Below are 18,380 nucleotides of genomic sequence, written 5' to 3' on the forward strand. Positions count from 1 at the left end.
TAGTTTCTAGCTCTTTCTTTTTGATACATAAAAAAATAGCCCCTGAATCAGGAGCTATCAAAATCAATTATTCGGCCAACGCCGCTTTCTGCTTCTCAATGATATCATTGATGCCCTGTTGCGCCAGAGCCAGCATGTCTAACAACTCTTGGTGAGAGAACGGCGCTACTTCTGCCGTGCCCTGCACTTCAATCATCTTACCGTCTTCCATCATTACGACGTTCATATCGGTATCGGCTGCGGAGTCTTCTAAATACTCAAGGTCACAAATTGCTTCGCCTTTATAGATACCAACAGAAACAGCAGCAACGTGCCCTTTCATTGGGTTCTTTTTCAGCTTACCTGATGCGATCATGTGATTGATAGCGTCTGCTAATGCCACACTTGCACCAGTGATAGATGCTGTACGTGTACCGCCATCCGCTTGGATCACATCACAATCAACCGTGATCATTTGCTCACCTAATGCTTCTAGGTCAACCGCAGCTCGTAGGCTACGCGCGATCAGACGTTGGATTTCCATCGTGCGACCACCTTGTTTGCCACTTGCCGCTTCACGATTATTACGTGTGTGCGTTGCGCGAGGTAGCATGCCGTATTCAGCCGTTACCCAGCCTTTACCTTTACCTTTTAACCAGCGAGGAACATTTTCTTCAACACTTGCAGTACAAATTACTTTTGTATTACCAAATTCAACTAATACAGACCCTTCTGCGTGCGCAGTAAAGTGACGAGTAATCGTAATTGGACGGACTTGCTGAGCTGTTCTTCCGCTAGGACGCATGGCAGATACCTTGATTATGACAAATTGTCGGCGATTATACCGAACTCCCCTAATAATGCATAGCGGCGTTTCTTTCATCGACTCTACTTACTTCCTAAAGCGCTTATCTGCTATAGTATGCCCAATATTTTTATTCATCATCCTTCCTATTGATGATTTGAGGACGCTTACATGATCTACAGTATGACAGCTTACGCACGCCGCGAAGTAAAAGGCGATTGGGGAACGGCTGTGTGGGAAATCCGCTCAGTAAACCAACGCTATTTAGAAACGTATTTCCGCATGCCGGAACAATTTCGTGGTTTAGAACCTGTATTGCGTGAGCGTTTTCGTAAGCGCCTTGCTCGCGGTAAAGTAGAATGCCACCTACGTTTTGAATCAAACAACGCAGCAAGCAGCGAATTAAAAATCAATGAAGACCTAGCTCGCCAAGTAATTAAAGCGGCGCAGTGGGTAAAAACTGAATCTGGCGAAGGCGGTATTAACCCTTTCCAAGTTCTGCAATGGCAAGGTGTGATGGAAGCGCCTGAGCAAGATTTCGATTCAATCAATAAAGAATTATTGGCGGAGTTTGAATTGGCGGTTAATGATTTCGTTGAAGCGCGTGCAAGCGAAGGCGAAAACATGAAGGCGCTGATCGTTCAGCGTTTAGATGCGATCACTACCGAAGCTGCGAAAGTTCGTGCACGTATGCCTGAGATTTTAGAATGGCAACGTAACCGTCTTCTGACTAAATTTGAAGATGCGAAAATTGAATTAGATTCTGGCCGTGTTGAACAAGAACTTATTCTTCTTGCTCAAAAATCTGACGTGGCTGAAGAGCTTGATCGTTTAGATTCACACGTTAAAGAAACAACCAATGTAATGAAGAAAGGCGGCGCTTGTGGCCGTAAGCTTGATTTCATGATGCAAGAATTTAACCGTGAAGCGAATACGCTAGCGTCTAAATCTATCAGCACCGATGTAACAGCCTCTGGCGTTGAGCTTAAAGTGCTTATCGAACAAATGCGTGAGCAAATTCAGAACATTGAATAATCAGTTTTGATTGTTAACCATTAAAAAGGCCTCGTTGATAACTATCTGCGAGGCTTTTTATTTTTCTGCTATACGTTAGTTATTACTCATCATATTTCTTACTGCTCTCATGTGTTTCATACGGCCAATAATAATGCCCAGCTCGGATCAATAAGGTTGCTGCTGCTAAAATAAAAGCAGCTAACGCGAGCCACACAACCAAGACCGCATCGAGTTCTTTCATGCCTAGAGTGATGTAACGAGCAATGGCCATCATCGCAATATAGATAGGATAGCGAACAGGGATTTTACCGTTCATCACAAATTGTTGCACCATGGCCAACACTTCGAGATAAATGAACATCAACAGAATGTCTGTTAACTGGATCTGTCGCTCAGAAAATACGTGTACAAACTCGTTCACCATCGCAAAGACAGTCGCAAGCGTGATGGCAACTAATAACACCGCTTCTAAAATATGAAATATTTTTAAAAACGGTTTACTGAATGATTTAGGTAGATGTGACGGCATTTAAAATTACTCTTTTTTTATTCTAATTGGATCCTAATCCTAAAGCGTAGCATTAATTCTTTCAAATTATTCGTTAATTTACGTATTTCATTGATTCATTTTCATTCAATATCGTGCTATTCTTCGCCACCCAATTTTCTACGCTGGAAACGCTAATGAGCAAAGGTACACTTTATATTGTTTCAGCCCCAAGTGGCGCTGGTAAATCAAGCTTGATCTCTGCATTAATAGAGAGCAACCCTACTTATGCAATGAAAGTCTCTGTCTCTCATACCACTCGTGGCATGCGTCCTGGCGAACAAGATGGTGTTCATTACCATTTTATGCAGAAAGAGCATTTTGAAGATCTGATCGAAAAAGAAGAGTTTTTGGAATATGCCGAAGTATTTGGTAATTATTACGGAACTTCTCGCGTTTGGATCGAAGAAACGTTAGATAAAGGCATTGATGTATTTTTGGATATTGATTGGCAAGGTGCTCGTCAAATTCGCATACAAATGCCTTTAGCAAAAAGCCTTTTCATCTTACCACCTTCAAATGGTGAACTTGAGCGTCGACTAAATGTTCGCGGGCAAGACAGTGAAGCGGTCATTGCGAAACGAATGAGCGAAGCAAAATCAGAAATTTCTCACTATAATGAATATGATTATGTGATTATTAATGACGATTTTGATACTGCACAAATGGATTTTAAAGCTATTATCCGTGCAGAGCGCTTAAAACAAGATAAACAAACATCAAAATATAAAGGCATGTTGTCAGCTCTTTTAGCCGATTAATCGACCTTTACTTGACTATTTTATCTATCAAGAGTATTCGTATCTAGAAAGTTAGCACTGATACTTGTATAATTTCTCGTCATATAATATTTTTAACATTTTTGGAGTCCTCATGGCACGTGTAACCGTTCAAGACACAGTTGAGAAAATCGGCAACCGTTTCGACCTTGTTTTAGTATCATCTCGTCGCGCACGCCAACTACAAACTGGCGGTAAAGATGCGCTAGTGCCTGAAGAGAACGATAAACCAACTGTTATCGCTCTTCGTGAAATCGAAGAAGGCCTGATCACAAAAGATCTACTTGATGCTCGTGAACGTCAAGAGCAACAAGAGCAAGATGCCGCTGAACTAGCAGCAGTAAGCTCAATCACACACAATCGTTAATCGCTATTATTTATCTTTAAGTAGATAAATACGCGTTAATAATAAGCAAACCTGACGGGGCGAAATTTGGATTTATTCGATAGCCTGAAAGATGTTGCCAAAGATTATTTGCCAGAGCCTCACATTGAGGCTCTTCGTCGATCTTATCTGGTAGCAAAAGAGGCCCATGAAGGGCAAACTCGCTCAACGGGCGAACCTTATATCATTCACCCAGTAGCTGTGGCTCGTATCCTTGCAGAAATGCGACTCGACCACAAAACGCTAATGGCTGCATTACTTCATGATGTCATTGAAGACACCCAAGTAAGCAAGGAAGAACTTGCAGAGCAGTTTGGCGATACCGTTGCTGAATTAGTGGATGGCGTTTCTAAGCTGGACAAACTTAAGTTCCGCGATAAAAAAGAAGCGCAGGCTGAAAACTTCCGAAAAATGGTCATGGCGATGGTGCAAGACATCCGCGTTATTTTGATCAAACTTGCTGACCGTACTCATAACATGCGTACACTCGGTGCTTTGCGCCCTGACAAACGTCGTCGTATTGCTCGTGAAACCCTCGAAATATTCTCTCCTTTGGCACATCGCCTTGGTATCCACAATATCAAAACTGAATTAGAAGAACTTGGTTTTGAAGCGCTTTACCCTAATCGCTATCGCGTATTAAAAGAAGTGGTAAAGTCAGCTCGTGGCAACCGTAAAGAGATGATCCAAAAAATCCACGCAGAAATTGAAGGCCGTATTGCTGAAGCTGGCATTAAAGGTCGTGTGGTTGGTCGTGAGAAGAACTTGTTCGCCATCTATCATAAGATGAAAAATAAAGAACAGCGCTTCCACACGATTATGGATATTTACGCCTTCCGAGTCATCACTGATGATGTTGATACCTGTTATCGCGCATTAGGTCAGGTTCATAGTATTTATAAACCTCGCCCTGGTCGCATTAAAGATTACATTGCAGTCCCTAAAGCCAACGGCTACCAATCTCTTCATACGTCAATGGTTGGCCCGCATGGTGTCCCTGTTGAAGTACAAATTCGTACCGAAGATATGGAGCAAATGGCAAATAAAGGGGTTGCTGCACATTGGTCGTACAAAGAGGGTGATAACTCAAGCAGTACGACAGCTCAAATTCGTGCTCAGCGTTGGATGCAAAGCCTACTTGAGCTTCAACAAAGTGCAGGTAGCTCATTTGAATTTATTGAAAACGTAAAGTCGGATTTATTCCCGAACGAAATTTACGTCTTCACTCCTAAAGGCCGTATTTTTGAACTGCCAGTAGGTGCTACTGCGGTCGATTTCGCTTATGCCGTTCACTCAGATGTTGGTAATAGCTGTGTTGGCTCTCGTGTAAACCGTCAACCTTATCCATTAAGTAAACCTCTGAAAAGTGGCCAAACGGTTGAGATAATTAGTGCTCCAGGTGCGCGTCCAAACGCGGCTTGGTTAAACTATGTGGTTACCTCTAAAGCTCGAACTAAGATCCGTCAAGTGCTTAAAACAATGCGCAAAGAAGACTCTGTTATTTTGGGTCGTCGCCTATTGAATCATGCATTGGGGCATAATTTATCTTTAGATGATGTTTCTGAAGAAAACATGACGCACGTTTTATCGGATCTTAAGCTAGCTACACAAGACGATTTATTAGCGGCGATTGGTCTAGGCGAATTAATGAGTATTGTGGTTGCTCGCCGATTGCTTGGTGATGCCGACGAATTGACCCAACAAAACCCGTCTAACATTGAAACCTCGACAGGTAAGAAATTACCCATTCGCGGTGCTGATGGAATACTGTTGACCTTTGCTAACTGTTGTCGCCCTATTCCTGGTGATCATATCATTGCTCATGTTAGTCCTGGTCGTGGTCTTGTCGTTCATATGGAAGACTGTGCCAATGTTCGTGGTTATCAAAAAGAATTAGATAAATACATGGGCGTTGAATGGGCGGACGAATTTGATCAAGAATTTGCAACCGCTCTAGATATTGATCTGCAAAACCATCAAGGTGCGCTGGCCAATTTAACCAATGTTGTCGCGAGTACGGGATCGAATATCCGTGGTATTTCTACCGAAGAAAAAGATGGCCGATTGTATACAGTCACCATCGAATTAACGGCGAAAGATCGCACACATTTAGCGGAAATAATGCGTCGCATTCGAGTCATGCCGCACGCATTGAAAGTTCGTAGACATAAGAACTAGAAGTAGATATGAGGGACGAGGTTCGAGTACGGACTTCGTCCTTTTAGTAAGAGCGATACACTAAAGCTAACTAGAACGCTTCGCTCTAGAAACTATAAAATCAAAAGCATTAACCGATTTAAGAATAATCTTCCAATCTAGTAATATAATGCTCTTATTAGTCTCTAGTCAGCACCGCGTATAGTTTCTGGCTCTGCTTTTACTGCTCTTACTCGTCCCTAAAATCTAGCTCCTCTCACCTATATCAAGAAATTAAAATCATGAACCTAGAACGCTATCAACGTATTACTTCTGTATTAACTTCTCGCCAAATTGATCTTACCCTTTGTTTAGAAGAAGTTCATAAACCTAATAACGTCTCCGCCATTATTCGTACTGCTGACGCTACGGGTGTACATAAGGTTCACGCCGTTTGGCCAACAGAGCAAATGAAAACACTAGCTCATACTTCTGCGGGTGCGCGTAATTGGGTTGAAGTTGAAACACATAAGAATATTGATGAGGCGTTTGCGGTATTAAAAGGCCAAGGAATGCAAATATTAGCCACTAACTTGTCTGATACTGCGGTTGATTTTCGTGAAATTGATTACACCAAACCAACGGCCATCATTCTTGGCAGTGAAAAAACGGGCATCAGCAAAAAAGCATTAGCAATGGCAGACCATGACATTATCATCCCTATGGTTGGCATGGTGCAGTCATTAAACGTATCAGTAGCCAGTGCCTTGATTTTATACGAAGCACAGCGTCAGCGTGATTTAGCGGGAATGTATGACCGTGAAGAGAGTGCGTTGCCAGCAGAATATATTAATAATGTCTTGTTTGAACGTAAGCGTGCGGGGAACTACACCTTGTCTTTTACATTCCAAGGTAAAAGTGAATCGATATCTGGCGATCCAACACATAAACGATCTAGACAATACCTAATATAATCGTAAGGGATTAATCCGTTTGCCTTTGCTGTTTCTACAATGCTGTAAAGCATTGCACTTGAATCTGCACCAGCCGTTGAACCCGAAAATAACCAGTTTTTCCGGCCGATAACAAACGGTTTAACCGCTCGCTCTGCTCGATTGTTATCAATAGATAACAATCCATCATCAATATAACGAACTAATTTATCCCATTGATTTAATGTATAGCTAATCGCCTCACCTAATTTTGTTTTAGGTGATACTCGACTAACTGCGCTATCAAGCCAATCACGGAGCTCTTTAAGTAAATCGCGGGCTTCTGTCTGCCTAGCAACATACTTGGCTTCAGGGGAAGCCTCTTTTAATAACGATTCGATCCGGTATAGCTTTTGGATTTTACTCAATACCCAATCTGCACTCCCTGTTTTCCCTTTTACTTGAACACGTTGAGCCTCAATAAATCGTCGACGTGCGTGTGCCCAACAGCCAACTAACATCGCTTCAGTTTGTTCATAACCTTGGTAACCATCGGTATGTAAATACCCGTTATAACCTTTTAAAAAGTTAACTGGATGGTAGCCATGCCTGCTAGATTGATAATCATAAAGTACAATTCCAGGCAAAACACCAGAGCCTGGAGAATCATAGCCAGAGCAGTAGACCCACATATAACATTTTGCTTTTTCAACATCCAACACATTTACCGTTGTTTCATCACAATGCAGAGTGGGTTGTTCAAGCAAAATACGATGTAACTCGTTATTAAGAGGGGTAAATAGTACCGAGCATTTTATTAACCAATCCGCCATCGTTCGCCGTCCAATAATGATACCCCATTGCTGAAATAACGTTTCTTGACGATAAAGTGGAAGACTGTATTGAAATTTAGCCGTAATAATTTGAGCAAGTAAACTTGCGGTCGCAATCCCTTTAGGGATTGGTGACGCTGGCATTGGGGCTTGTTTAATGTCTACTGAAGTATTGTTTTTTTCACAATTTCGGCAAGCATATTTAGGACGAACATGTTGAATAACTTCCACTTTAGCTGGTACAAATTCCAACTTTTCACTGATGTCTTTACCCATCGCATGCATCTCTAGACCGCAACACTTACAAGTTTTATCTTTTATGTCGTGGATAATAACAGTACGCGGTAAGTCTTCAGGTAAGCGTTGGCGTTTTGGCTTTTGACGAGTGTAGGTAATCGTTTGTGTATCATCATTTTCAATGATGATTTCTTCTTCTGTTTCATTGAATAAATCAAATTGAGTCGAGTCAGATTCACTGCTTTTACCAAAGCGCTGATGTTGAGCCAGCCGAAATTGCTCTAGAAGACGGTTATATTTATTTTCAAGCTGAAGCACAAGTGCTTTCAGCTCGTCAATGGTATCAGGAAGTGGTTTTATTTTATCAGTCATGTAGATGACTATATAACGATAATACAGGTAATCAATCGGTTGCCTCCTATTCTTGACTGAGAATCAACTATTTAAAGGGTTGTTTGATAATGTACCGGTTGATGTCCTAAGATATCAAAACCTTGTAATAGCAGTGTCAGTTGCTGCTCTGATAATGCTAACGTATCGTTATTTATATTTCGTGGCCATTTGAAGCGGTCTTCATCTAATCGCTTGTACCATAAAGCGAATCCTGTTTTATCCCAATACAATATTTTGAGTTTATCACGAGGCTTATTGCAAAATATAAATAGAGCATCACTAAACGGTGATAGTTGCATTTCTTGCTCAACAATCACGACAAGGCCATTAATGGCCTTGCGAAAATCGACAAAATCACGATGAAGATAAATGGTGGAAACATCAGTAAATACATTCATGATTGATACCCTTTTAATAAGAGTCCTATCCAGTGAGGTTCAGTATTAGCTGGCAATGTTAATCGCAATTTTCCGATAGAAAGTTGAATATCTGGTAATTGTGGAGTGGCGATGATAGTTGATGTTAACGCTTCTACTTTCAAGAAAGTAGAAGCGTTAATCTTTTGTTTCCATCGTGCTTTACGTGCACTAAATGTCTTTGGCAGAATATTATGGTTACGACAAAATTCAGCGGCACTAAGCTTGCTAGATTGCTGAGATTCAAATAGAGCGTGCCATTGCTCTGGTGTTCTCTTTTTATCTTTTTGCATAATTACGTTCTCGTTAAATGAAAGATCGTAAGATACGCATAATGAATTTTATTTGTTAGGTGTAGTTCCCCGCACGCTTACGGATTAGATATCATCAACCATGGTTAATGCTTTTCGAGAAATGTCCGCAGCGGCTTGTTTTCTGTTTTGCTTATCTAAAACCCGAGCAAGATAGGCGTAATCTGACATGTCTTCGCGGATGGCCAATGCCGCTTCAAAATGTTCGCGAGCCGGTTGCCATTTTTGAGTTCGCATATAAAGTTGAGCCAGTGTGCTTTGAATTATTGGGTTACGAATATCGTAGCGTGCTAAATCTTCAAGCAGTACCGTAGCTGGGTGATAATCAGGCAGATTTAAGGTTGGCAATAACTCAATTAAGCGATCATCATTGCGTTTCTTTAGGTTATCTCGTAATAGGATATACGCTTCAGAATCGGCTTTGCGATTGTGTAATTGTCGAATTAAACACACTAAAATGGGGATGTGTTTTTTTAGCTTTTTCGGTAAGCTTTGCCAATGGTCTAATAGCCCCGTGGTGCCCTTATTCGTCGCAATTAAAGCGAGAATGCCACATTCCACTTTTTCTTCTAATTCAAGCGCTTGTTGCTCTGTAATTAAATTCCCTTTGGTAAGCGGATGAATAATGTTTTTCAATGCTTGCCATTCATTAAGGGCTAAATAACAGTCTTTTAGAAGATCGAGTAAAACCGGATTATGAGGGTAATCAACGTTAACCGACTGAAGTGTCGCAAGAGCAAATTCATATTGTTCTTCACGCATTTGTAATTTTGCGCTGGTTAATGCGACAGCTAAGTGACTGCCTGGTTGTTCTGAAGCGAGCTTTAAGTAGGCATCTCGTTGCTCGATATGTTGGCGACCTTGGGCTGCTTCTGCGGCCGCGAGGTAGTTTAATAACGGGAAATCGTTATGGCGTCCGCCCTTTGTGATTAAACGTTCGGCTTCTTTCCATTCCCCTTCATGCAGTTTAATCATGCCTTTAAAGGTGTTGTAACGAGCCTTTCTAAGATGGCGAGCACTGAACCAACCACGCGTAAAATTACTGACTGACAGAATGCGTTTAACGACTATTTCTAATAAGAAAAGACCCGCAATTAAGGCACCAATGAAGAGAACAAGTGTTGTTAAACTCATTTCAATGGTGATCTCAGCGACGGAAATTAATACATAGCCTTGTTGGTCTGCGAATGTTGTCCCAACGATTAATCCACCGACTAAGACAATGGCCAGAAGAAGCAATCGAATCATGATTTACCTCCTTCTATTGTTGCGGTTTTAGTCTCGGGCGTTGTTGTACCAACCGCTTGGATATTGCGGCGTAGACGTTCTGAAATGAAATCAGACAGAAGTGCTTGAGTTTTCATTTTTTGTGGATAACGAACATCGACTTTAAATTTAGTCAAAGAATCTAACTGTGCCATAAAGCTCTTCACTGCGGGATCATCTTGTTGGAAATATTGAGATGACCACAACTTCGCACTTTCTAATGACGTCACATACACTTCACTTTGTTCGCGATACAGAGCTTTAGACGCCAGTAGTAGTTTACCTTTGATGTTTTCTTTTAGATAAAAATGCTGCTCAGGGCTAAGTAATGGAATGACATTACCCTCACGAACACGATAAGTAATAAAGTGGCCGGCAAAATCATCCAATGACTGCATCAGGTTTGATTGCCAATCATTGATATTGGTAGACACTTCTTTTTGTTCTACAACGCCCGCTTCAGGGAGAATGGCACTCGCTAATGGAAGGGTATTAATTTGTTGTTCTAAGCTGTTTAATTTCAGAACTAAACCATCACGATCAATCAGTGGGATGGCTTTCAGTGTTGAGATATCACTGGCCATGGCTCTGCGAAGTGGCATTAAACTTGGATCGTTCAATGCTGAAATACGTTGATCGGCATTTTCCATTAAACGGGTCGCACTGACGACGTCATGCTCTAGCCATAATTTTCGGCCCGCCATTTTTACAAGATAATCGGCTTCTGCAAGTAACCAGTCATTTGGTCTGCGACCTTTAACGTCAGCAATGGCCAATTGAAGACTTGCTATGCTTTTGTCTTGCTGTTGGATGAGAACGGTTGCTTTACGTACAATATCGTCAGCTTTGTCCGTGATACGTTGCTCTGCTGTGACGAGTTTTTCATTAAAGGTGCTGTCGGCATTTTTTAATTGCTGTTGAAGTTGAGCAATTTTAAGCTGTTGTTGAGTGACCTGTTGCTGTGATGCTAAAAATGCACCGCCACTTAGCAGAATTGAAATGATGATAGCAACCGTACCTAGGCGACGGCTTTTTTTGTCTACGATAGGCTCTTCTTTATTTGAAGGCGCTTTAGATGTTGTTGGCTGCACATGTTTCTCCGTCTCTTTTTTTGGGATTTGAGAAGAAGGTGCCGTTGCAGAATTTGATGATTTTTCTTCTGCTGATTGTGGTTTGTTATTGTCTTTTGTCATTTGAAAGTCCCATCATGCATGATGCTCACTGAGATAGTGCAGCACATCGGAATTAGAGGCTCCGCCAACCGTTTCTATATGTTGATAACCAAGTTGTTGAGCAAGTTGGTTAATTCGTTCACTCGGTACTAATAAACGACAGTGCAGTACCCAGTGTAAATGTATGAGTGTGAATTGTTCAGTGAAGAAGGACAGTTGTTCTCCGCTGGTCACTATGATTGTATCTACGTGCTCTTTTTGCCATTCTGCTGCTTTTAATGCGCCATTAAATGGTGTGTTTTTTCGTTGATATGTTTCACAATAAGAGACTTCTACCCCCGAATTGTCAAGCGCTTGAAATATTAAGTCTCGTCCGCCATTGCCTCGTAAAATGAGGGCTTTCTTTCCTTTTGTGTTTTTTAAAACAGGAAGAGCCAATAAATGTTCGCTATCGCTGTGTGTTGGAAAGTGTACTGTATCTACAACATACTTTTTGAGGTGTTGAGCGCTCTTTTGACCAACCGCAATATAATTTACCCCTTTTTTCCATTCCGTTTGCTGCATTTGAAGGCTGTTCTGCGCATGTTCAACAGCATGTTGGCTTACGGCGATGATAAAATCACCATCAGACAGAGAAGAAAAAAGAGAAGGCAGTTGAGAAAGTTCTCGTCCTGGATGTATGGTTAACAAAGGATGAGAAATGGCGAGGTGCCCTGCTTGGTGTAGGGCATCACAGAGTGCTTGGCTCTCTTGCTCTGGGCGAGTCACCAATATGGTCATGTTAAGCGTCAGCGTATAGGCGGTCTAAAATGTCTTTTGCACCGTCATTAAGCAGTTGTTCAGCCAGTTTTGTGCCAAGTTCTTCAGCATCAGAGACTGGACCTGTAGTTTCACCGCGAACCATAATCGACCCGTCAGGTTCACCAACTAAAGCGCGTAACCAAATTTGATCGCCATCGATTAATGAATAGCTGCCAATCGGTACCTGGCAACCGCCTTCAAGACGATTATTCATTGCTCTTTCACACAATACACGGTGAGCCGTTTCTGGGTGATTAAGTGGTGCGAGTAGTGCTCGAATACGATCATCGTTCAAGCGGGTTTCAATACCAACAGCACCTTGACCAACAGCCGGTAGAGATTGCTCTGGTTCAATTGAACTTTTAATACGATCTTCTAAGCCAAGACGAATCAGTCCGGCACACGCAAGAATGATCGCATCGTAATTACCATCATCCAGTTTTTGTAAACGTGTTCCCACATTACCGCGTAATTCTTTGATGATTAAATCTGGACGATATTCTTTTAACTGGCATTGACGACGTAAGCTACATGTACCAACTGTAGCACCTTGTGGTAATTCATCAATGTTGTTATAGGTATTTGATACAAAAGCATCACGCGGGTCTCCACGCTCGCAAATAGTGACAAGTCCTAGTCCTTCAGGAAATTCGACAGGCACGTCTTTCATAGAGTGAACGGCAAGATCGGCACGACCTTCTAACATCGCAACTTCAAGCTCCTTAACGAATAAACCTTTACCGCCAATTTTAGCTAAAGGTGTATCAAGAATGATGTCTCCTTTAGTGACCATTGTAACGAGTTCGACTTCCAAACCAGGGTGAGCGGCTTGCAGTGCATCCTTTACAAAATGAGCTTGCCATAGAGCCAGAGGACTTTTACGAGTGGCAATACGAACCGGTAATTGTTGTGACATAGTAGTATCCGTTCAAAATAATTACCTTATCCTACCATTAGTTGAGGGTGAGGTGAAAATACCGGATGACAACAGTGTGATTATAGGTTAAAAACAACACCGCAAACGGTATGGGTATTACACTTTCTGCTCATGCGTGTATCTTTACGTTCTGAAGTAAAAGTGTTATCTTGATCACGTTTTATGGTTGGAATTGAACGAATGCTGTTCAATATTTACCGTCATGTATTGTGACGACAATAAACTAGGCTTTCTATTTGCACACCTATATTGAAACCTTAATTGCTAGGCAAAAACGTCTCACGGAACAACGTGTAGAGCGTGCATTGGCATTAATGAAACCACTAGCGCAAGAGATATTCCATCAATTGCCATTGCTATTGCATTTCAATCACTCGGAGCTTCCGGGTTTTATTGAAGGTGCACCTAGTGGTATTAAAAAGTTTCATGCAAATCAGAAACAACGTGAGTGGATGGCTGAGCTAACACTTCGTTACCCTTTATCTACCTCTAATCAAGAAAATATCCTTGGTCTTTACTCCATGGGTAGTACGTCCTCTATTGGCCAAACCGTCGCCAGTGACCTTGATATCTGGGTGTGTATTCCTGAACATCTTACACCAGAAAAGAAAGCGTTATTACAACAAAAATGTGATGCGATTACAGAGTGGGCTTTGCAATTTTATATTGAAGCAAACTTCTTTCTGATGGAGCAAAATCGTTTTCGTGATGCGTATTCTGAAGAAATGACGGGTGATAACTGTGGCTCTTCACAGCATCTACTATTATTGGATGAATTTTATCGTACTGCGGTATGCCTTGGTGGTCAGCAGCTATTATGGCAAATCATTCCTCCAGAAATGGAAGAAAGCTATGATGAATATGTTGCTCAATTATGCGAAAGCGGTGTCATTAAGCGTGACGAATGGGTCGATTTCGGTCGTTTAAATCATATTCCTGCGGAAGAGTATTTTGGGTCTAGCCTATGGCAGCTCTATAAGAGTATTGATTCACCTTTTAAATCGGTGTTGAAAGCCATTTTATTAGAAGCCTATTCTTGGGAATACCCACACACACAATTATTAAGTATTGATAGTAAACGCCGTTTTTTTGCCGATGAACCCGATCTCTATGGTATGGATGCGTATTATTTAATGCTTGAAAAAGTGACGCGTTATCTTGAGCGTACAAACGATTTATCTCGTTTAGAGTTGGTTCGTCGTAGTTTTTATCTAAAAACACACGAGAAGCTATCGCGTAGACAAGTTCAAGATTCTGTTGAGTGGCGTCGTAAAGCACTGACTGAGCTGACAACACAATGGGGATGGTCTCAAAGTACCATTGTTGAGCTCGATTCTCGTCGTACTTGGAAAGTAGAACAAGTTAAAAAAGCACATAACGATTTGCTTGAAGCGTTAATGCAAAGTTATCGTAATTTGATTCGTTTTGCGCGTAATAATGATATTACGTCTTCTATTAGTCCTGAAGATATTAGTATTCTTGCTCGTAAGCTTTATGCTGCATTTGAAGAGCTTCCTGGCAAGGTTACTCTGCTTAATCCACAGATCTCTCCTGATTTACATGAATCAGATTTAAGCTTTATTGAAGTACCAGAAAATGGGGTAAATAAACCCGGCTGGTATGTCTATAAACAACCGCTTATTGCCAAAGAGTTGATGGGGGCTAAGCATTTAGAACACAATAAGTATCTAAGTAAATTGGTTGCGTGGGCATTTTTTAATGGCTTGCTTACCGAATCTACTCGTTTGGATGCCGTGGTACGAAATGCAGATTTGAACATTGATAAGTTTTATCAAATGGTCAGTGATCTAAGAAACACATTTTCGGTGCATTCTCCACGTCCAACCAAAGAAGAACTGGCTAGTCCGTGTGAAGTTCGTCAGTTATCTATTTTTATTAATTTAGAAAGCGATCCAACAGAAGAGTTAACGATTAAAGCCGAGCGAGCAACGCAAAGCGATGCGGATATCTTTAGTTGTGGTAAAGAACAGCATAACTTAGTGGGCAGTGTGGATTTGGTGTATCGAAATTCATGGCATGAAGTGAGAACGTTAAATTTTAGTGGCGAGACCGCTATTTTAGATGCTTTGAAAACGGTATTGTGCAAAATGCACCAAGATGCAGAACGCCCAGAATCTGTTGATGTGTTTTGTTACAGTAAGCAAATGCGCGGTATTATTCGTAATAATATTTACCAATTATTGGCTGAATGTTTAGAGTTGCGTTTGAAGCCCGTTGAGAACAGTGAAAAACGCCGTCGTTTTAAAGGCATTAAGATTGGTTCAACTATGTATGGATTGTTCTTTGAGCGCCGTGGTGTTTCGATTCAAAAATTGGAAGATTCCGTTCAATTTTATTCTAGTATCTCAACCAATAAAGCGATTGGTTCTACGAGTGTTCCTCTTGATCGCCGTGGCATTTTAATCCCTGATGTTGTGGATTCGTTTGCCAGTGAAGGTTTGATTCAGTTTTTCTTTGATGACATTGAAAAAGGCTTCAATATCTATGTGCTTGATGAGGAAAATAACGTAGAAATCTACCATGATTGTTATGGCAGTAAAGATGATATGGTGAATAGCATCAATCATTATTACACCTCTAGCCGTAATAACGTTGATTTAGAATCGCCAGATAAAGTGAATTTTAATTTACCTCAATTTTATGATCTTGCGTATTGTGAAAATAGAGAAGCCTCTATTGTTCCGTACCGCAGTGGTCAACAGCAATCAAAAGTGAAACAAGCTTAATACTTTCCTGATTATGGGTGTGCTGTAAAAAGACACCGTTTGGGTCTCACTTCATTTCAGTATATACTCCACTCACATGTATAAATAACCAGTGTGATGTGATGGACGTTTCTTTTCTTCTTGATGGTCTTAATGACAAACAGCGCGAAGCCGTAGCCGCTCCGTTAGAAAACATGCTTGTACTTGCGGGTGCCGGTAGTGGTAAAACTCGAGTACTTGTTCATCGTATCGCATGGTTAATGCAAATCGAGCAAGCGTCGCCCTTCTCAATTATGTCGGTGACATTTACCAATAAAGCCGCCGCTGAAATGCGTGGTCGTATTGAAGAATTAATGCATGGCAGCGCAGGGGGAATGTGGAACGGTACTTTTCATGGTATTTGTCACCGTATTCTTCGTGCTCATTATCTTGATGCGAAACTGCCTGAAGGTTTTCAGATCATCGACTCTGATGATCAACAACGCTTATTAAAGCGTTTGATTAAAGCGCAGAACTTGGATGATAAAAACTGGCCTGCACGTCAAGCTGCATGGTTCATCAATGGGAAAAAAGATGAAGGTTTACGCCCGCATCAAATTAACTCATTTAATGATCCTATCGCTGAAACATGGTTAAAAGTGTATCGCGCTTATCAAGAAGCTTGTGATCGTTCAGGCTTGGTCGATTTTGCTGAAATTCTTCTTCGTGCTCATGAACTATTGCGTGATCATCAGTATATCTGCGAACACTACCAAGCTCGCTTTAAGCACATTCTTGTCGACGAATTCCAAGATACGAACAACATTCAATATGCATGGCTACGTATGATGGCAGGCTCGGATTGTAAGGTCATGATCGTTGGGGATGATGATCAATCAATCTATGGTTGGCGTGGTGCTCAAATTGAAAATATTCAACGATTCTTAAATGAATTTGTTGGTGCTAAAACCATCCTTTTAGAGCAAAACTACCGTTCAACAGCCAATATATTGAATGCTGCCAATGAATTGATCAGTAACAATACCGAGCGAATGGGCAAAGAGCTGTGGACTGAAGACGCTGATGGCGAGTTGATTTCAATCTATTCAGCTTACAATGAAATGGACGAAGCTCGTTTTGCGGTTGGAAAAATTAAAGAATGGCGCGATAACGGGGGAGCATTAGAAGATACCGCTTTCTTATATCGTAATAATGCTCAATCTCGAGTTCTTGAAGAAGCCTTAATACAAGCAGGTTTACCTTATCGTATTTATGGTGGGATGCGATTCTTTGAACGTCAAGAAATCAAAGATGCACTGTCCTACTTACGTTTAATGAATAATCGTAATGATGATGCTGCGTTTGAACGTGTCGTAAATACGCCAACACGAGGCCTAGGTGACAAAACTCTGGAAACTGTGCGTTTGGCAGCGCGTGAACGTGGTGCAACCATGTGGCAAGCAAGTATTGCCTTAATCGAAGAACAAGTATTACCTGGGCGTGCGGCGGGAGCGTTAGGTCGTTTCGTTGAGCTAATTAATGCGCTAGAAGATGATACACGTGATTGCCGTCTGCATGAACAAACTGACCAAGTGATTAAAAGCTCGGGTTTGTTTACTATGTACGAACAAGAAAAAGGCGAAAAATCGAAAGCGCGTATTGAAAACTTGGAAGAATTAGTGACCGCAACGCGTCAATTTGATAAACCTGAAGAAGCAGAAGAAATGACGGATTTAACCGCATTCTTGACGCATGCCGCATTAGAAGCGGGTGATGGTCAGGCGGATGAATTTGAAGATGCGGTGCAATTAATGACGTTGCACAGTGCAAAAGGGTTAGAGTTTCCTTTGGTCTTTATGGTGGGTGTTGAAGAGGGTATGTTCCCAAGTCAAATGTCAGCAGAAGAAGCAGGGCGTTTAGAAGAAGAACGTCGTCTTTGTTATGTTGGTATGACTCGTGCGATGGAGAAGCTCTATATTCTTTACGCAGAAACTCGTCGAGTGTATGGGCAAGAGAAATTTCATAAGCCATCACGCTTTATTAAAGAAATCTCGGCAAAGTTTGTTGAAGAAGTTCGCATGAAAGCAAAAGTCAGCCGAACCAGTTTATATGGTAGCTATGGCTCTCAAAGTGAGTCATCCCAAGAGCGTTTTGGTCAAACGGCAATGAGTAATAGCTTTAATGAAACGGGCTACAATTTAGGGCAGCGAGTGAAGCATCCTAAATTTGGTGAAGGAACGATCATCAATTTTGAAGGTGCTGGCCCACAAGGGCGTGTTCAGGTTGCTTTTAATGGTGAAGGGATCAAATGGCTTGTAACGCAATACGCGAAATTAGAGTCGGTGTAATTTAATTGATATTTTTAACAATAAAAAGAGTCTATATAATATAGGCTCTTTTTTTATGTTCTATATTACCTTGACGTTTAGTCTAACAATGGGCTTAAAAACTGTAATACCTTACATTCTTGGCATTTGTATTTTATGGTATTTCTCTTTGTTAGATGTCTTTCTATAAAACTTCGCCGAGACGGACGTATTGGTAATGTTGCTTTGCAGTTCTTACATTTATTCATGAGTTAAGCCTATTAATAATATGTCTTTTATAATTATTGAACTAGTATCATGTATTGTAAGTAAGATTACATCGGTAACTATATATTTCAATATCTAGATATTACATATTAAATGTAGCTCGCAAGAAGGAATGTAACGGATGATATTTATCGT

16 protein-coding genes are annotated in these 18,380 nt (G+C 41.2%); 7 read left to right on the plus strand and 9 right to left on the minus strand.

The genetic code is table 11. The annotated features are described in order from the left end of the window. Window positions 1-67: 67 nt before the first annotated feature. On the minus strand, window positions 68-784 hold the full coding sequence (gene rph / locus VSAL_RS01305) for a ribonuclease PH (RefSeq protein WP_012549082.1): 717 nt from the start codon (window positions 782-784) through the stop codon (window positions 68-70). Window positions 785-955: 171 nt separating this feature from the next. On the opposite strand from rph, the gene VSAL_RS01310 reads away from it, so the two are divergent. Then, window positions 956-1,819, plus strand: a complete 864-nt coding sequence (locus VSAL_RS01310; RefSeq protein ID WP_012549083.1) for a YicC/YloC family endoribonuclease — start codon at window positions 956-958, stop codon at window positions 1,817-1,819. A gap of 82 nt (window positions 1,820-1,901) precedes the next feature. Here the strand turns inward: VSAL_RS01310 and VSAL_RS01315 are convergent, their stop codons facing one another. Beyond that, a complete protein-coding gene (locus VSAL_RS01315) occupies window positions 1,902-2,330 on the minus strand; it encodes a phosphate-starvation-inducible protein PsiE (protein ID WP_012549084.1) in 429 nt (142 codons plus the stop codon). 155 nt (window positions 2,331-2,485) lie between these two features. Between VSAL_RS01315 and gmk the strand changes: the two genes are divergently transcribed. The 4 genes from gmk (at window position 2,486) to trmH (ending at window position 6,622) form a co-directional block, all read left to right on the plus strand. Beyond that, entirely contained in the window at window positions 2,486-3,109 is a 624-nt protein-coding gene (gene gmk, locus VSAL_RS01320) for a guanylate kinase (protein ID WP_012549085.1), read from the plus strand. A gap of 112 nt (window positions 3,110-3,221) precedes the next feature. Beyond that, complete coding sequence (rpoZ, locus tag VSAL_RS01325) at window positions 3,222-3,494, plus strand: DNA-directed RNA polymerase subunit omega (protein ID WP_012549086.1); 273 nt, start codon at window positions 3,222-3,224, stop codon at window positions 3,492-3,494. Window positions 3,495-3,560: 66 nt separating this feature from the next. Then, window positions 3,561-5,690, plus strand: coding sequence for a bifunctional GTP diphosphokinase/guanosine-3',5'-bis pyrophosphate 3'-pyrophosphohydrolase (gene spoT / locus VSAL_RS01330; protein WP_012549087.1), 2,130 nt, complete (start codon window positions 3,561-3,563; stop codon window positions 5,688-5,690). 260 nt (window positions 5,691-5,950) lie between these two features. Beyond that, complete coding sequence (gene trmH, locus VSAL_RS01335) at window positions 5,951-6,622, plus strand: tRNA (guanosine(18)-2'-O)-methyltransferase TrmH (RefSeq protein WP_331386576.1); 672 nt, start codon at window positions 5,951-5,953, stop codon at window positions 6,620-6,622. Here trmH and VSAL_RS01340 read toward each other — a convergent pair. From VSAL_RS01340 to hemC, 7 genes are all read right to left on the minus strand, one after another. Further along, window positions 6,535-8,022 (minus strand): IS66-like element ISVsa2 family transposase, encoded by a 1,488-nt coding sequence (locus VSAL_RS01340; RefSeq protein WP_012549088.1) that lies wholly within the window; start codon window positions 8,020-8,022, stop codon window positions 6,535-6,537. The two genes, trmH and VSAL_RS01340, sit on opposite strands and share 88 nt — an antisense overlap. A 71-nt stretch (window positions 8,023-8,093) precedes the next feature. After that, the gene (gene tnpB / locus VSAL_RS01345) at window positions 8,094-8,441 is read right to left on the minus strand and encodes an IS66 family insertion sequence element accessory protein TnpB (protein WP_012548924.1); all 348 of its coding nucleotides are present in this window, start codon (window positions 8,439-8,441) and stop codon (window positions 8,094-8,096) included. Then, window positions 8,438-8,752, minus strand: a complete 315-nt coding sequence (tnpA, locus tag VSAL_RS01350; protein ID WP_012548925.1) for an IS66 family insertion sequence element accessory protein TnpA — start codon at window positions 8,750-8,752, stop codon at window positions 8,438-8,440. The genes tnpB and tnpA overlap by 4 nt, the downstream gene beginning before the upstream one ends. Window positions 8,753-8,836: 84 nt before the next feature. Further along, complete coding sequence (locus VSAL_RS01355) at window positions 8,837-10,018, minus strand: heme biosynthesis HemY N-terminal domain-containing protein (protein WP_012549089.1); 1,182 nt, start codon at window positions 10,016-10,018, stop codon at window positions 8,837-8,839. Continuing rightward, window positions 10,015-11,229, minus strand: coding sequence for a uroporphyrinogen-III C-methyltransferase (locus VSAL_RS01360; RefSeq protein WP_012549090.1), 1,215 nt, complete (start codon window positions 11,227-11,229; stop codon window positions 10,015-10,017). The genes VSAL_RS01355 and VSAL_RS01360 overlap by 4 nt, the downstream gene beginning before the upstream one ends. 12 nt (window positions 11,230-11,241) lie before the next feature. After that, the gene (locus VSAL_RS01365; protein WP_012549091.1) at window positions 11,242-11,988 is read right to left on the minus strand and encodes a uroporphyrinogen-III synthase; all 747 of its coding nucleotides are present in this window, start codon (window positions 11,986-11,988) and stop codon (window positions 11,242-11,244) included. A gap of 1 nt (window position 11,989) precedes the next feature. After that, a complete protein-coding gene (hemC, locus tag VSAL_RS01370; RefSeq protein WP_012549092.1) occupies window positions 11,990-12,925 on the minus strand; it encodes a hydroxymethylbilane synthase in 936 nt (311 codons plus the stop codon). A 257-nt stretch (window positions 12,926-13,182) separates the two neighbouring features. On the opposite strand from hemC, the gene VSAL_RS01375 reads away from it, so the two are divergent. Together VSAL_RS01375 and uvrD are read left to right on the plus strand one after the other, a co-directional pair. Then, window positions 13,183-15,693 (plus strand): class I adenylate cyclase, encoded by a 2,511-nt coding sequence (locus VSAL_RS01375; protein WP_012549093.1) that lies wholly within the window; start codon window positions 13,183-13,185, stop codon window positions 15,691-15,693. A 101-nt stretch (window positions 15,694-15,794) separates the two neighbouring features. Continuing rightward, entirely contained in the window at window positions 15,795-17,999 is a 2,205-nt protein-coding gene (uvrD, locus tag VSAL_RS01380) for a DNA helicase II (RefSeq protein ID WP_012549094.1), read from the plus strand. Window positions 18,000-18,380: the final 381 nt, after the last annotated feature.

The sequence above is a fragment of the Aliivibrio salmonicida LFI1238 genome (genome assembly GCF_000196495.1).
GTDB classification, from domain to species: Bacteria; Pseudomonadota; Gammaproteobacteria; order Enterobacterales; family Vibrionaceae; genus Aliivibrio; species Aliivibrio salmonicida.

Coding starts and splice junctions, on each gene's coding strand:
- rph (WP_012549082.1), bottom strand. CDS start 784: ATGCGTCCTAGCGGAAGAACAGCTCAGCAAGTCCGTCCAATTACGATT.
- VSAL_RS01310 (WP_012549083.1), top strand. CDS start 956: ATGATCTACAGTATGACAGCTTACGCACGCCGCGAAGTAAAAGGCGAT.
- VSAL_RS01315 (WP_012549084.1), bottom strand. CDS start 2,330: ATGCCGTCACATCTACCTAAATCATTCAGTAAACCGTTTTTAAAAATA.
- gmk (WP_012549085.1), top strand. CDS start 2,486: ATGAGCAAAGGTACACTTTATATTGTTTCAGCCCCAAGTGGCGCTGGT.
- rpoZ (WP_012549086.1), top strand. CDS start 3,222: ATGGCACGTGTAACCGTTCAAGACACAGTTGAGAAAATCGGCAACCGT.
- trmH (WP_331386576.1), top strand. CDS start 5,951: ATGAACCTAGAACGCTATCAACGTATTACTTCTGTATTAACTTCTCGC.
- VSAL_RS01340 (WP_012549088.1), bottom strand. CDS start 8,022: ATGACTGATAAAATAAAACCACTTCCTGATACCATTGACGAGCTGAAA.
- tnpB (WP_012548924.1), bottom strand. CDS start 8,441: ATGAATGTATTTACTGATGTTTCCACCATTTATCTTCATCGTGATTTT.
- tnpA (WP_012548925.1), bottom strand. CDS start 8,752: ATGCAAAAAGATAAAAAGAGAACACCAGAGCAATGGCACGCTCTATTT.
- VSAL_RS01355 (WP_012549089.1), bottom strand. CDS start 10,018: ATGATTCGATTGCTTCTTCTGGCCATTGTCTTAGTCGGTGGATTAATC.
- VSAL_RS01360 (WP_012549090.1), bottom strand. CDS start 11,229: ATGACAAAAGACAATAACAAACCACAATCAGCAGAAGAAAAATCATCA.
- VSAL_RS01365 (WP_012549091.1), bottom strand. CDS start 11,988: ATGACCATATTGGTGACTCGCCCAGAGCAAGAGAGCCAAGCACTCTGT.
- hemC (WP_012549092.1), bottom strand. CDS start 12,925: ATGTCACAACAATTACCGGTTCGTATTGCCACTCGTAAAAGTCCTCTG.
- uvrD (WP_012549094.1), top strand. CDS start 15,795: ATGGACGTTTCTTTTCTTCTTGATGGTCTTAATGACAAACAGCGCGAA.